The organism is Chthonobacter rhizosphaerae (genome assembly GCF_013839525.1).
Taxonomy (GTDB): domain Bacteria; phylum Pseudomonadota; class Alphaproteobacteria; order Rhizobiales; family Pleomorphomonadaceae; genus Chthonobacter; species Chthonobacter rhizosphaerae.
This window is the reverse complement of sequence record NZ_JACDIS010000001.1, coordinates 534,256-547,721: the sequence shown is the minus strand read 5'-3', so window position 1 is coordinate 547,721 and position 13,466 is coordinate 534,256. Positions and strand designations below refer to the sequence as shown.

At 69.9% G+C, this 13,466-nt stretch carries 12 protein-coding genes; 8 read left to right on the top strand and 4 right to left on the bottom strand.

The features are described from left to right. Positions 1 to 103 precede the first annotated feature (103 nt). Positions 104 to 1,153: a LacI family DNA-binding transcriptional regulator gene (locus tag HND91_RS02480; protein WP_181704925.1), complete on the bottom strand. Its 1,050-nt coding sequence runs from the start codon at positions 1,151 to 1,153 to the stop codon at positions 104 to 106. A 175-nt stretch (positions 1,154 to 1,328) separates the two neighbouring features. On the opposite strand from HND91_RS02480, the gene HND91_RS02475 reads away from it, so the two are divergent. The 7 genes from HND91_RS02475 (at position 1,329) to HND91_RS02445 (ending at position 8,552) form a co-directional block, all read left to right on the top strand. Continuing rightward, positions 1,329 to 2,654, top strand: a complete 1,326-nt coding sequence (locus HND91_RS02475) for an ABC transporter substrate-binding protein (RefSeq protein WP_181704924.1) — start codon at positions 1,329 to 1,331, stop codon at positions 2,652 to 2,654. Between the two features lie 101 nt (positions 2,655 to 2,755). Then, positions 2,756 to 3,703 carry a carbohydrate ABC transporter permease gene (locus HND91_RS02470; RefSeq protein WP_181704923.1) on the top strand — a complete coding sequence of 316 codons (948 nt, stop codon included), beginning with the start codon at positions 2,756 to 2,758 and terminating at the stop codon, positions 3,701 to 3,703. Beyond that, positions 3,700 to 4,638, top strand: a complete 939-nt coding sequence (locus tag HND91_RS02465; RefSeq protein ID WP_181704922.1) for a carbohydrate ABC transporter permease — start codon at positions 3,700 to 3,702, stop codon at positions 4,636 to 4,638. The genes HND91_RS02470 and HND91_RS02465 overlap by 4 nt, the downstream gene beginning before the upstream one ends. Next, entirely contained in the window at positions 4,635 to 4,823 is a 189-nt protein-coding gene (locus HND91_RS02460; RefSeq protein ID WP_181704921.1) for a hypothetical protein, read from the top strand. The genes HND91_RS02465 and HND91_RS02460 overlap by 4 nt, the downstream gene beginning before the upstream one ends. A 3-nt stretch (positions 4,824 to 4,826) precedes the next feature. Beyond that, the gene (locus HND91_RS02455; protein WP_181704920.1) at positions 4,827 to 5,924 is read left to right on the top strand and encodes an ABC transporter ATP-binding protein; all 1,098 of its coding nucleotides are present in this window, start codon (positions 4,827 to 4,829) and stop codon (positions 5,922 to 5,924) included. Further along, the gene (locus HND91_RS02450; protein WP_181704919.1) at positions 5,917 to 6,912 is read left to right on the top strand and encodes an ABC transporter ATP-binding protein; all 996 of its coding nucleotides are present in this window, start codon (positions 5,917 to 5,919) and stop codon (positions 6,910 to 6,912) included. Before HND91_RS02455 ends, HND91_RS02450 begins: the two co-directional genes overlap by 8 nt. A gap of 14 nt (positions 6,913 to 6,926) precedes the next feature. Then, positions 6,927 to 8,552 carry a dihydroxyacetone kinase subunit DhaK gene (locus HND91_RS02445; RefSeq protein WP_181704918.1) on the top strand — a complete coding sequence of 542 codons (1,626 nt, stop codon included), beginning with the start codon at positions 6,927 to 6,929 and terminating at the stop codon, positions 8,550 to 8,552. Between the two features lie 85 nt (positions 8,553 to 8,637). On the opposite strand, the gene HND91_RS02440 is transcribed toward HND91_RS02445, so the two are convergent. Continuing rightward, complete coding sequence (locus HND91_RS02440; RefSeq protein ID WP_181704917.1) at positions 8,638 to 9,270, bottom strand: Vgb family protein; 633 nt, start codon at positions 9,268 to 9,270, stop codon at positions 8,638 to 8,640. Positions 9,271 to 9,305: 35 nt separating this feature from the next. Then, a complete protein-coding gene (locus HND91_RS02435) occupies positions 9,306 to 10,526 on the bottom strand; it encodes a helix-turn-helix domain-containing protein (RefSeq protein ID WP_181704916.1) in 1,221 nt (406 codons plus the stop codon). Positions 10,527 to 10,636: 110 nt separating this feature from the next. Here HND91_RS02435 and HND91_RS02430 point away from each other — a divergent pair, with 110 nt between their 5' ends. Then, entirely contained in the window at positions 10,637 to 11,083 is a 447-nt protein-coding gene (locus HND91_RS02430) for an SRPBCC family protein (RefSeq protein WP_181704915.1), read from the top strand. 88 nt (positions 11,084 to 11,171) lie between these two features. Here the strand turns inward: HND91_RS02430 and HND91_RS02425 are convergent, their stop codons facing one another. After that, positions 11,172 to 13,463 carry a fused MFS/spermidine synthase gene (locus HND91_RS02425; protein WP_181704914.1) on the bottom strand — a complete coding sequence of 764 codons (2,292 nt, stop codon included), beginning with the start codon at positions 13,461 to 13,463 and terminating at the stop codon, positions 11,172 to 11,174. Positions 13,464 to 13,466: the final 3 nt, after the last annotated feature.

The window sequence follows — 13,466 nt, the reverse complement described above, 5'->3', positions numbered from 1 at the left end:
CGCCGGCTCGGCCTTGCCGTCGAGCTCACTCGGGGGCGCGCTGGGCCCGCGCCACTCCCGCCGGCGCCAAGGTGGGCCGCCCTCACCGGCCCGGCGGGTCCGCTCAGGCCCGCCTCGCCGTGAACCGGTCGCCGAGATTTTCCTGGAGCAGGATCTCGATCCGGATCTCCTCCTGGGACGCGATGGGCTCGCGGTCGTCGCAGCGGGCACGGAGGACGCGGATGGCGCTGCGGACGAGATGGCCGGGGTTCTGGGCGATCACCGCGTCCAGCTGGCCGTTGCAGAGAAGCGCCTCGGAGAAGCGCGTCCGCTCGTGCGCGATGATGACCTGGGACGTCGGATCGCTGACGGCCGCTATGGCCTCCAGGGCCAGCCTCGCCTCCGAACTCAGCACGTAGGCGCCGATGATGGCCCGGTGATTGGCGTAGGCGTTGCGGACGATGAGCCGGGCCCGCTCGGCGTCGCCGTGGCTCTCCAGCGTCGGAAGCGCCGTCAGGTTCGGAAAGTCGCGGCCGAGCACCAGGTCGAAGCCGTGGCGTCGCTCCAGGCTGTCGCGGGCGTTCATGGTTTCGGTGATGACGAGGATCTCGCCGCCCCGACCCGCGCAGAAGCGACCGAGGATGCGCCCCGCCGTCGCGCCGGCGGCGCGGTTGTCGACGCCGACGAAGTCGACCCCGCGATCCCCAGGCTGGCCGGAGACGAACTGGACCACGTGCACGCCGCGTTCGCGCAGGCGTGCGGTGGCGTCGCGCACCTGCGGCGATTCCGGAGCCATCAGGGCGACGCCGTCCAGGGTGTCGAGGTCGATCTCGGACAGGACGCGGGCGATCTGGTGCGGATCGCTGCCGATCTCGCGCCGGTGGTCGACGTTGACGAATTCCGCCGCGAAGGCCTGCCGCGCCTCCTCGATGTGCGACACCACGCTGTCCAGGAAGAGATCGCCGGAGCGGGGCAGCAGGAAACGGAACCGGTAGGTGCGGCTGCGCGCCAGATTGGCGGCAGACAGGTTGCGGACGAAGCCCAGCCTTTCGATCGCGTCGTTCACGGCGTCCACGGTGGCCTGGCGGACGCCGGCTCGCCCGTTCAACACGCGGTCCACCGTGGCCAGACTGACGCCCGCGGCCCTCGCCAGATCTTTCGTCGTCGGACGCATAGGCTCTCCGTTCCCGATCCTGTCCTTGTTGTCGTTTTCGCGAGCCACGGCAAGAGGACGTCGGCTCAGTATGATGTACGTACCTCAGAATTAGATTGCAATGAGGTACGCACCTCATTTATGAATGATGCTGCTGCGGGAGGAGACGCGGCACAAGAACGGGAGGACGTTCGAAATGAGGGCAAACATCGCCACTCTGGCGCTCGCCGGCACCGTCGCCGGTTTCGGGCTGGGAACAGGATCCGCCAAGGCCGACAATCTGACGCTCTGCTGGGCCGCATGGGACCCGGCCAACGCGCTGGTCGAGCTCTCCAAGGATTTCGAGAAGGAGTCCGGCCATACGATGCAGTTCGAGTTCGTGCCCTGGCCGAACTTCGCCGACCGCATGCTGAACGAGCTCAATTCAGGCGGGCAGCTCTGCGACCTGATGATCGGCGACAGCCAGTGGATCGGCGGCGCCGCCGAGAACGGGCATTATCTGAAGCTCAACGAGTTCTTCGATGCCAACGGCATCAAGATGGAAGACTTCATCCCGGCGACGGTGGTCGGCTATGCCGAGTGGCCGAAGAACACGCCGAACTACTGGGCGCTGCCCGCCTTCGGCGACGTGGTGGGCTGGACCTACCGCAAGGACTGGTTCGCGCGGCCCGAACTCCAGGAGGAGTTCAAGAAGGCCTACGGCCGCGACCTCGCCGTGCCGAAGTCGCTGGAGGAGCTGAAGGACATCGCCCAGTTCTTCCAGGGCCGGGAGATCGACGGCAAGAAGGTGTACGGCGCCTCCATCTATACGGAGCGCGGGTCCGAGGGCATCACCATGGGGGTGACCAACGCCCTCTACAACTACGGCTTCGAGTACCAGAACCCGTCGAAGCCCTACGACCTGGAGGGCTTCGTCAACTCGCCGGACGCCGCCAAGGGCCTGGAGTTCTACAAGGCCCTCTACGACTGCTGCACCCCGCCGGGCGCGTCCGACTGGTACATGTCCGAGACCATCGACGCCTACAAGTCCGGCCAGGTGGCGCTGCAGATGAACTTCGCCTTCATCTGGCCCGGCGTGCACGCCGATCCGAACGTCGGCGGCGACAAGTCCGGCTACTTCCCCAACCCGCCGGGGCCGAAGGGCCACTTCGCCCAGCTGGGCGGCCAGGGCATCTCGGTGGTGGCGAACACCGACAGCAAGGATGCGGCGCTCGCCTACATCAAGTGGTTCGCCCAGCCGGAGGTGCAGAAGAAGTGGTGGTCCGTGGGCGGCTATTCCGCCCTGCGCTCCGTGGTCGAGGACCCGGGCTTCGCCACCAGCCAGCCCTACGCCCAGACCTTCCTCGATAGCATGGCCATCGTGAAGGACTTCTGGGCCGAGCCCTCCTACGCGTCGCTCCTGCAGGCGATGCAGAAGCACGTCCACAACTACGTTGTGGCCGGCAACGGCACCGCCCAGGAAGCTCTCGACGGCCTCGTGAAGGACTGGACGGAAGTCTTCGAGGACGAAGGCAAGCTCTGAGCACCGGTGCGCTCCGCCCTCGGCGGAGCGACGGAGCCGCGCGGGGCGAGGGCCGTCCCGACCCCCGCGCACGCCCTCCCTAGCGACAAGAAGGACATCCGATGTCCAAGATAGCGATCGATCGCCCGGCCCAGGCGACGCCGCGCAGGATCGCGCGCGGCTTCCGCGGCCTGTCGGACCGGGCGCTCGCCTGGATCTTCGTGGGGCCGACCATCCTGCTCCTGCTGGCGGTCAACATCTTCCCGCTGATCTGGACGATCTGGCTGAGCTTCACGAACTTCCGGGTCAACCGGCCGAACGAGGAGGTGAAGTTCGTCGGCGTGCAGAACTACAGCCGGATCCTGTCGGACGACGACATCTGGCTGACCATGCAGGCGACGGCCCACTTCCTGTTCTGGACCCTGTTCCTCCAGATCCTGATCGGCTTCTGGCTCGCCTGGCTGATCAACCGGAAGTTCAAGGGCAACGACCTCTGGACCACCGTCATCGTGCTGCCGATGATGCTGTCGCCGGCCGTGGTCGGCAACTTCTGGACCTTTCTCTACCAGCCGCAGATCGGCCTCTTCAACTACGCGGTCGGCTTCCTGACCGGCGCGGACCCGTCCAGCTTCTCCATGATCGCGGACGTGACGCTCGCCCCCTGGGCGATCATCATCGTGGACACCTGGATGTGGACGCCGTTCGTGATGCTGATCTGCCTGGCCGGCCTTCGCTCCATCCCGGACTCCCTCTACGAGGCCGCCGAATGCGACCGGGCGTCCAAGTGGCGCCAGTTCTGGACCATCACGGTCCCGCTGGTGCTGCCCTTCCTGATGCTCGCGGTGCTCTTCCGGGGCATCGAGAACTTCAAGATGTTCGACCTCGTCGTGCAGCTCACCGGCGGCGGGCCCGGCTCGGTCACCGAACTCACCTCCATCAACCTGAAGCGGGAGGCGTTCGAGAAGTGGCGCACGGGCTACTCGTCCGCCTACGCCATCATCCTCTTCGTGACGGTCTACGGGCTCGCCGCCATCTACGTGAAGGCGCTCAACAGGGTGAAGCAGCGATGAGCAGCACCTCGATCACCGAACCCTCCGCCGGGCAGAAGTGGTTCGCCGGCGCCCTCGTGGTGGCCTACGCGCTGATCTCGATCCTGCCGCTCGTCTGGATCATCGCGACGGGCTTCAAGACACCGTCGGACGCCATCGCGTATCCGCCCAAGGTCGTGTTCGAGCCCACCCTGGAAGGCTACGTCAACCTCTTCACCACCCGCACCCGGCAGCCGCCGGAGGTCATGGCCGCCAACCCGCCGGAAACCTGGTACGACCGGATCGTCGCGCAATACGACATGACGATCGTCGGGCCGTCCCGCTTCGGCGAGCGCTTCCTCAACTCGGTCGTCATCGGCTTCGGGTCCACCTTCCTGTCGGTCTTCCTCGGCACCTTCGCGGCCTACGCCTTCTCGCGGTTCAGGATCCCCGCCAAGGACGATCTCCTCTTCTTCATCCTCTCCACCCGGATGATGCCGCCGATCGCGGTCGCCATCCCGATCTTCCTCATGTACCGGGCGGTCGGCCTGTCGGACACGCACGCGGGCATGATCCTGCTCTACACCGCCGTGAACCTGTCGCTCTCGGTCTGGCTCCTCAAAGGCTTCATCGACGAGATCCCGGTGGAGTACGAGGAGGCCGCCCTCATCGACGGCTACACGCGCTTCCAGGCCTTCTACAAGGTCGTGCTGCCGCAGGCCGCCACCGGCATCGCCTCGACGGCCATCTTCTGCCTGATCTTCGCGTGGAACGAGTACGCCTTCGCGGTGCTGCTCACCTCCGGCCAGGCGCAGACGGCGCCGCCCTTCATCCCGACCATCATCGGCGTCGGCGGCCAGGACTGGCCGGCCGTGGCCGCCGGCGCGACGCTCTTCCTCCTGCCCGTGATGGTGTTCACCATCCTGCTCAGGAAGCACCTCCTTCGCGGCATCACCTTCGGAGCCGTCCGCAAATGACGCGATTCCTCACCGGCCTCATGACCCTGCGCCGCGGCGCGTGGGAAATGCTCGCCTCGGGCCTGATCGCCCTCGGCGTCGTGATGATGATGCAACCCTTCAGCATGGCGGCCTACAGCTGGTCGTTCGCCGTCACGCTGACCGGCACCATCCTCTTCATGATCGTCGGCAAGTTCCCGGAGTGACCGATGGCCCAGATCCGGATCCAGAACCTCAGGAAGGACTTCGGGGCCTTCACCGCCGTGCGGTCGTCCAGCTTCACCATCGAGGACGGCGAGTTCTTCATGCTGCTCGGCCCGTCCGGCTGCGGCAAGACGACGACGCTGCGGATGATGGCGGGCTTGGAGCTGCCGACCTCCGGCGAGATCTACATCGACGGCGAGGAGGTGGCCCAGAAGCGGGCGAGCCAGCGCGACATCGCCTTCGTGTTCCAGATGTTCGCCCTCTATCCGCACATGACGGTGCGCGGCAACATCGGCTATCCGCTCCGCTCGCAGGGCATGAGCCGTGCGGAGACCGGCGTGCGGGTGCAGGAGGTGGCCAGGATCCTCGGCATCGAGGCCATCCTGGACAAGTCGATCGGCGGCCTGTCGAGCGGCGACCGGCAGCGCGTCGCGCTCGGCCGGGCGATCGTCCGGCGGCCGAAGGCCTTCTTCATGGACGAGCCGCTCGGCGCCCTCGACGCGGAGTTCCGCGAGCACATGGCCGAGGAACTGCGCGCGCTGCACGACCGCATGGGCGCCACCACGGTCTACGTCACCCACGACCAGCTGGAAGCCATGCAGATGGGCGACAAGATCGTGGTGATGAACCACGGCGTCGTGGAGCAGTTCGGCGTGCCGCAGGACATCTACGACTGGCCGGCCACCATGTTCGTCGCCAACTTCATCGGCTCGCCGTCCATGAACTTCCTGCGCTTCGACGGCATGGTCGGCGCCGGGTCGCAAAGCGTCGACCTCTCCGGCGTGCCGGTCGAGATCCCGCTGTCGCGCGACGGCGCGTCCGGCCGGCTGGTGCTCGGCGTCCGGCCCGAGCATGTGCGGCTTGACGACGGCTCGCGCTACCGGGCGCTGGTGCTCGCCACGGAATATCTCGGCACCACCCAGATCGTCACGCTCAGCGCGGCCCACGGGGAGATCAAGGCCCGGCTGCCGGCCGACCGGCACGTGGGCGTCGGCGAGACGGTCGGCCTCAGGTTCGACCCGCGCACCATAACCCTCTTCGAGGGGGAGCGGGGCCGGGCCCTCCGCTCGGCCGCGAACGAAAGGAGCCTTGGCCATGTCTGAGGTCGTCCTCAACGCCGTCTCCAAGTCCTTCGGCAAGGTCGCCGCCCTGCGGGACGTCACCATGACGGTCCCGGACGGGGGCTTCGTGGTGCTTCTCGGGCCGACGGGCGCCGGCAAGACCACGACGCTGCGCATGGTCTCCGGCCTCGACCGGCCCGACGCCGGCGAGATCCAGATCGGCGGGCGCCGGGTGACGCACCTCACCCCGGCGGAGCGCAACGTCGCCATGGTGTTCCAGCAATACTCGCTCTATCCACACCTGACGGTGCGGGAGAACCTCGCGTTTCCGCTGAAGTCGCCGATGCTGCGCACGCCGCCGGCCGAGATCGACCGCAAGGTCCGCCAGGTGGCCGAGATGCTGCAGATCGCCCACAAGCTGGACAATCGCGCGACCGCGCTCTCCGGCGGCGAGATGCAGCGGGTCTCCATCGGCCGGGCGCTGGTGCGCGACCCGGCGGTCTACCTGATGGACGAGCCGCTGAGCTCGCTCGACGCCAAGCTGCGCACCGATCTTCGGGTGGAGCTGAAGCGCATCCAGGCGGATTCCGGCGCCACCTTCCTCTATGTCACCCACGACCAGATCGAGGCGATGACCATGGCAACCCATGTGGGCGTGCTCGACGAGGGCGCCCTCGTGCAGTTCGGCAGCCCGCGGGAAATCTACGAGAACCCGGTCAGCGTCTATGCGGCGAGCCGCCTCGGGCAACCGCGCATCAACCTCCTGCCGGCGGATCTCTTCGGCGCCGCCCCGGCCGGCGCCCGGACGATCGGCCTCAGGCCCGAACAGATCCGGCAGGGGGAGGGCGAGGACAGCCTCGTCACCCGGGTGGAACACCTCGGCGACCAGACGCGGCTGCATCTGTCCTTCCGCGACCACGCGATCGTGACGGTGACCGAGGTGCACACCCGTCTGCGCTCCGGCGACATCGTCCGCATCCGCCCTGAAAAGCCGTTCTATTTCGACGCCTCGGGCGCCAGACTGCAGTGAAGGAGGGGGCAGGCATGACCCAGTTCATCAACAAGAGGGAAGACATCGTCGCCGAGGCGATCGACGGGCTGATCTCGGCCTCGGACGGCAGGCTCGCCCGGCTGGACGGCTACCCGCACATCCGGGTGGTGGTCCGCGCCGACTGGGACAGGTCCAGGGTCGCGCTCGTGTCCGGCGGCGGCGCCGGCCATGAACCGGCCCACGCCGGCTTCGTGGGCCAGGGCATGCTGACGGCCGCCATCTGCGGCGACGTCTTCGCCAGCCCCTCGGTCGACGCGGTGCTCGCCGGCATCCTGGCGGTCACGGGCCCGGCCGGCTGCCTCCTGATCGTGAAGAACTACACCGGAGACCGGCTGAACTTCGGCCTCGCGGCGGAACGGGCCCGCGCCTTCGGGCTCAACGTCCGGGTCGTGATCGTGGACGACGACGTGGCCCTGCCCGACCTGCCGCAGGCCCGCGGCGTCGCCGGAACGCTGTTCGTGCACAAGATCGCCGGAGCGCTCGCCGAGGCGGGCGCGGACCTCGCCACGGTCGCCGCCGCCGCCGAGCGCGTGATCGGCGGCATCCACTCCATCGGCATGTCGCTCGACACCTGCACGGTGCCGGGCGCCCCGAAGGAGGACCGGATCCCGGCCGGCAAGGCGGAACTCGGCCTCGGCATCCACGGCGAGGCCGGCGTCGAGCAGGTGGACTACGTGGACGCGCGCGGCGCGGTGGCGATGGTGGCGGACAAGCTGTCGCCCTTCATGACGCCCGGCGTCACCCATGCGGTGCTGCTCAACAACCTCGGCGGCGCCTCGGTGCTGGAGATGCAGGTCCTCCTGCGCGAACTGGCGCTGTCGTCCATCGGCGACCGGATCGGCCATGTGGTCGGGCCGGCCGCCATGATGACGTCCCTCGACATGCGCGGCTTCTCGGTCTCGGTCTATGCGGCGGACGCGGAGCACCTGGCCGCCCTGAAGGCGCCGTGTGCGCCCTCCGCCTGGCCGGGCGTGCATCGCCTGACGACGCTCGACGTGCGCGCCCTGCCGGATGGGCTGAAGCCCATCAAGCCGCTGCCGTCCGGGCACCCGGAGACCCGCGCCTTCCTGTCGAGGTGCTGCGAGATCCTGATCGCCGCCGAGGCGGACCTGAACCACCTGGACGCCAAGACCGGCGACGGCGACACCGGATCGACCCTGGCGAGCGCCGCCCGCGCGCTCCTCTCTGTGATCGACGAGCTGCCGCTCGCCGACCACACCCAGCTCTGCCGGGCCATCGGCCTGGAGCTCAGCCAGACCATGGGCGGCTCCTCGGGCGTGCTCCTCGCCATCTTCTTCGCCGCCGCCGGCGATGCCGCCTCGTCGGGCACGTCGCTGACCGAAGCGCTGAAGGCGGGCCTCGCCCGCATGCAGGAGATCGGCGGCGCCCAGCTCGGCGACCGCACCATGGTCGACGCCCTCGCCCCGGCCCTCGCGGCCCTGTCGGACGGCGGCATGGCGGCGGCGGCGCGCGCGGCCCGGGACGGCGCCAACCGGACGGCCGACATGGTCCGCGCCAAGGCGGGTCGGTCCACCTACATCAACGCCGAGCAGCTGCGCGGCCATGTGGACCCGGGCGCGGAGGCCGTCGCCATCCTGTTCGAGCGGCTGCGGACCTGAGGTCCTCCGGACCGATGGTGGACGGTCGCGGCGGCGCGCCGCCGGCCGTCCGGCAGGGATCAGGACCGCGATCCGCGCTCCGGCCCTACCCCGGACGGCGGACGGCGCGCACCGTCGCGCTCGGCCCGCCGCCGCAGAAGAACCGATCGCCGCCGTCCGCCTCGAGCCCCGACACGCCCATGCCGGGGGGCAGGTCGACCTGCTCGAGGACCTCTCCCGTCCGCGGGTCCACCCGCCGCAAAGCGCTCTCGTCGCCTTCCCAGGTGCCGTGCCAGAGTTCGTCCTTCGTCCAGGTGACGCCGGTGACGAAGCGATCGGACGCGATGGTGCGAAGGATCGCGCCCGTCTCGGGATCGATCTGGTGGATCTTGCGCTCGCGGTACTGTCCCACCCAGAGCGACCCCTCGGCCCAGGCCATGCCCGAATCTCCGCCGCCGCCGGGCGCCGGGATCGTGGCGAGCACGCGGCCCGTTTCCGGGTCGATCTTCTGGATCCGGTCCTCGGCGAGCTGGAACAAGTGCCTGCCGTCGAACGCCGTTCCGGCGTGGCCGGCGACATGGAGCGCGCGCACCTGCGATCCGCTCTCCGGATCGAAGGCGTTCAGCCTGTCCCCGGAGGCGAACCACACGTGCCGGCCGTCGAAGGTGACGCCGTGCACGGCGTCGACGCTTGGGAAGGGTCCGTATTCGCGAAGGATCTCGGCCGCTGATCGTTTCATCCGTCTTCTCCTCGACATGCCGCCCCGAAGCCGGTTTAGCCGCCCGGCAGCGGACCCGGGAGTAACAAGCTTGTCGGGAAACCAGGCGTGGGCGGAGCCAGCCAGCGCCGCGCGCGCCCGCGGCCGAACCACTGGACCTTGCCCTCCCGGGCCAGCCGGTCGAGCGAGCGCAGCACCGTGCGCGGGCTGACGGAGAGGGCGAGCGCAAGCGCGGAACTCGACCAGGCCTCGCCGTCCGCCAGAAGGGCCAGCACCGTGGCATGCTCGTCGTCGATGAGCGGGGCGAGCACGACGGTCTTACCGGCGGCAAGCGGCGCGAGCGCGAAGCCATGCGGCGTCGCCTCGATGTCGGCGAGCGGGGCGATCTCCCTGCGCAGGCGCCCGATCTCCACCCGCAGCCGCGCCCGATGGGAGTCGTCGGCGTGCTTGGCCCGAAAGGCGCGGGCGAGCAGCCTGTCCCTCGCCACGTCTCCGGGCCAGGCCTCGCCGAGCGCCCGCGCGAGCGCGAACAGCACCGGCCGCGTGGCGAGCGAGACCACCTTGCCGCGCGCCCGCACCACGTTGCGGCAGGCATCGACCACGAGAGCCTCCGACGCCAGCAGGGCTTCGACCTCGTCGATCAGGAGCGGGCGCTCCCCGGTCCGCGCGATCAGCCGTGCGGCGGGCGCCTCGAAGGCGAGCCTTGCCGTGTCGACCTCCGCCACAAGGGCCGGAATGCCGGCCCGGCGCGCCGCGCGCCCCGCGTCCTGGAGCGCGGAGCGGGCCGCGCCCGTGCGCAGGCGCCGCATGGCGAGGCCGGCGAGCACCAGGGCATGGGTCGCCTGCAGGGCGGGCGGCAGGGACGTGGGATCGAGGCTGGCGAGCGCCGCCTCCGTCTCGTCGAGCCGCCCGATCAGCAGGAGCCGCCTCGCTTCCAGGGATCGCGCGTGCGCGCCGTTCGGCCGGTCGCCGTGATCGTCCAGGATCGCCCTGGCCCTGGCGAGCGCCGTCTCGGGCCAGGCGAGGTCGCGGGACACGAGGGCGATCTCGGCTTCGGCGACGACGCACCGGGCGCGGTCCACCGCCTCCCTCGGTCCGAAGGCGCGCGCGGCTCGCCTCAGGAGGACCTTGGCGCGAGGAAGGTCGCCGAGTTGCGCCATCGCGATGCCGCGAAGCGCGAGCGCCGGCGCGTCCTCGCGCAGCGCGACCCGGTTCAGCGCCCCGATGGGGTCACCCGCCGCGAGCGCGCGGGCGGCGGCCGTCATCAACGAGTCCATCGCAATCCCGACACACTTGTCACTCCCGCCGCCCTGCGGGCGGATCCTAGCGTGAGCCCGCGCCACGACAGACGTGGTCGCGGCAACCGGATCCGAAAGGACACTCGCAAATGTCGGACATTCTGCACAGGGTTGGTATCAAGGCGTCGTCGCCGACAGCAACCTACCAGGCTCTCTCCACCATCGACGGGCTTCGCGGCTGGTGGACGACGGACACGCACGGCGAGAGCCGTCCCGGCGGCGTGATCCGGTTCCGCTTCGGTCCGCCGGGCGGGTTCGACATGAAGGTCCTCGACCTCGACCAGGACGCGCGCGTGCTCTGGGAGGTGGTGGACGGACCCGGCGAGTGGATCGGCACCCGGGTGCGTTTCGATCTCCGGCAGGACGGCGAGCACACCATCGTGCTCTTCCGCCACCAGGGCTGGGCGGAGCCGGTCGAGTTCATGCACCACTGCAGCACCAAGTGGGGCGTCTTCCTGATGAGCCTGAAGTCGCTCGTGGAAGGCGGCGCGGGGTCTCCCCACCCGCATGACGTCAAGATCGACAACTGGAACTGAGCCGCCGGCGGGCCGGTGGGCGGCCGGGCGGCCGCCCTCGGACTGCGGCAACACCCGTTCAGGCGCCTGGACGAGGCTTTGCCGCCGGTCAGTCGACGCGCTCGTACCCGGGCCGTCCGGCGTAGTTCCGCCACACGGCGCCGAGGACGTTGGAGAAGTCGTCCGTCCACGGGGACACCGCCGGCCCGGCGCGGACCGGATGGAAGTCCGGGGTCGCGGCGAGCCCGGCGAGGTCGGCCGCATCGCGGGCGATCACGACGACCTGGGTGGGCAGGCGGAAGGGCTCGCCGCTCTTCGGCTCGTTCACGGCGCCGGAGACGGCGACCCAGCCTTCCGCGGCCGCGGCGGCGGCCACGACGCTCGTCAGTTCCATGTGACGGTTGGAGACGTGGAAGACGACGGCACCGCGCTCCGTGGTCTTGCCCACGAACAGGCGGACGGCCTCCCGCGTCATCAGGTGGACCGGGATGGCGTCCGACGAGAAGGCGTCGACGACCACGAGGTCGAACCGGATGCCGTCGTCCGCGGCCATCGTCAGCCGCGCGTCCCCGATCACGACCGGGGCATCGGGCGTGCACGCCTGCAGATAGCGGAAACGGTCCGGGTCGCGGGCGATGGCGGCCACCACCGGGTCGATCTCCAGGAAGCGCCACCGTTCGGAGGGCTCGGCCGCGCACGCCAGCCCGCCGCTGCCGAGACCCACGACGGCCACGTCGCCGAGGCGCCCGCCATGGGCCGCCCGGACCGCCGAGATCGCCTGTCCGATGCCGGATCCGTCCCAGTAGTAGGCGAGCGGCTCCGGCCGCCCGGTGAACGCGGACCCGTCAGCGTTCCGGATCCGCATCACCCCGTGCATGGTGGTGCCGTGCATCAGCAGACGGTGCTCGCCGTCCGGCGAGTCGACGACGCGGTGGACGCCGTAGAAGCTGCGGTGGGATTCGGCCTTCGCGAAGAACGGGTCGTAGGCGAGGGCGCCGGCGACGACGAGCGCCATGAAACCGGCGAAGCGCCGGTCGTTCCGGCGCGCCAGGATCGAGAGCCCGGCGGCGGCGGCGACGATCATCGCGAACGGCGCCCCGGTGACCCCGTCGAGCGGAACCCGCAGGATGGCCGGCAGGCCGAGCGCCAGTGCGAGCGCCGCGATCAGGGATGCGTCGCGACGGATCGCCGACGGCTCGCCCGACCAGACGCCCGGCCGACAGAGAAGCCCGGCGACAAGCAGGAGCGGGTATTCGACGACGGTTGAGAAGAGCACCGGGGCGGCGAGGGTCGCGAACCCGCCGCCGAGGACGCCGCCCAGCGACATCAGCAGGTAGAATTCCGTCAGGCGGGCGGGGGGCGGGCGACGACGGACCAGTTCCCCATGGCAGACCATGGCGGTGATGAAAAACACGGCGAGGTGGACCGCGATGCCGGCCGGAAGCGGAAGCTGGAGCCCGCCCCAGGTGACGACGACCAGGATCCCGAGGGCGATCGGCTGCAGCGTCAGCATCCGGCGGTGGGACGCGGCCGCATTCCGCCGGAAGGTCAGCACGAAGGTCAGAAGGAAGAGGGCGAGCGGCACGACCCACAGGAAGGGCACCGCGGCGATGTCGGTGGAGATGTGGGCGGTCACGGCGACCAGGAGCGCCGAGGGCACGAAGGCGAGCGCGATCCATTGCAGGCGCCGGCCGAGGGACGGGACGTCGCCGGTCAGCTCCCGCTCGACGGGGATCGCATGGGCGACCGGGCCCGAGCGCAGCATGGCGCCGCCGCAGGCCGCGATCATGACCGCCAGGAGGACGAAGCCGCCGGTCCAGCCGAGAGTCTGGGCGTGGCCGCCGAGCGTGGTCTCGACCAGGATCGGATAGGCGATCAGCGCCGCGAAGGAACCGATGTTGGACGCCCCGTACAGGAAATAGGGATCCCTGGCGTGCGGGTGACCGGTGCGGGCGAACCAGGCCTGGAGGAGGGGGCCGTTCACGGCGACCGCGAAGAAGGGCAGTCCGACCGCGGCGGCGAAGAGCCCCATCAGCCAGAACGCGGTGCCGCTTTCCGGCGGCGCGCCCCAGCCGTCCGGGAGCGCCACCGGCAGGACGGTAAGGCAACCCGCCAGCACCGTGAGCTGCGCGACCACGGCCACCTTCGGCTCGAACCGGCTCGTGAGCAGATGGGCGAAGGCATAGCCGGCGAGCAGCATCGCCTGGAAGAAGACCATCGCGACCGACCACACGGACGCCGACCCGCCGAGCCTGGGCAGCACGAGCTTGGCGAACATGGGCTGGACGGAGAAGAGAAGGAAGGCCGAGAGGAAGAGCGTGGCGGCGAAAAGGGCCGCGACGCCGGCGCCGGCGGATGCGCGCGCCGCTCCAAGGCTGAAGTCCGTGTCCGCGTTGGTCATGGA

Bases quoted from the DNA above. Each gene is read 5' to 3' on its own strand.
- HND91_RS02480 (WP_181704925.1), bottom strand. From the start codon at position 1,153: ATGCGTCCGACGACGAAAGATCTGGCGAGGGCCGCGGGCGTCAGTCTG.
- HND91_RS02475 (WP_181704924.1), top strand. From the start codon at position 1,329: ATGAGGGCAAACATCGCCACTCTGGCGCTCGCCGGCACCGTCGCCGGT.
- HND91_RS02470 (WP_181704923.1), top strand. From the start codon at position 2,756: ATGTCCAAGATAGCGATCGATCGCCCGGCCCAGGCGACGCCGCGCAGG.
- HND91_RS02465 (WP_181704922.1), top strand. From the start codon at position 3,700: ATGAGCAGCACCTCGATCACCGAACCCTCCGCCGGGCAGAAGTGGTTC.
- HND91_RS02460 (WP_181704921.1), top strand. From the start codon at position 4,635: ATGACGCGATTCCTCACCGGCCTCATGACCCTGCGCCGCGGCGCGTGG.
- HND91_RS02455 (WP_181704920.1), top strand. From the start codon at position 4,827: ATGGCCCAGATCCGGATCCAGAACCTCAGGAAGGACTTCGGGGCCTTC.
- HND91_RS02450 (WP_181704919.1), top strand. From the start codon at position 5,917: ATGTCTGAGGTCGTCCTCAACGCCGTCTCCAAGTCCTTCGGCAAGGTC.
- HND91_RS02445 (WP_181704918.1), top strand. From the start codon at position 6,927: ATGACCCAGTTCATCAACAAGAGGGAAGACATCGTCGCCGAGGCGATC.
- HND91_RS02440 (WP_181704917.1), bottom strand. From the start codon at position 9,270: ATGAAACGATCAGCGGCCGAGATCCTTCGCGAATACGGACCCTTCCCA.
- HND91_RS02435 (WP_181704916.1), bottom strand. From the start codon at position 10,526: ATGGACTCGTTGATGACGGCCGCCGCCCGCGCGCTCGCGGCGGGTGAC.
- HND91_RS02430 (WP_181704915.1), top strand. From the start codon at position 10,637: ATGTCGGACATTCTGCACAGGGTTGGTATCAAGGCGTCGTCGCCGACA.
- HND91_RS02425 (WP_181704914.1), bottom strand. From the start codon at position 13,463: ATGACCAACGCGGACACGGACTTCAGCCTTGGAGCGGCGCGCGCATCC.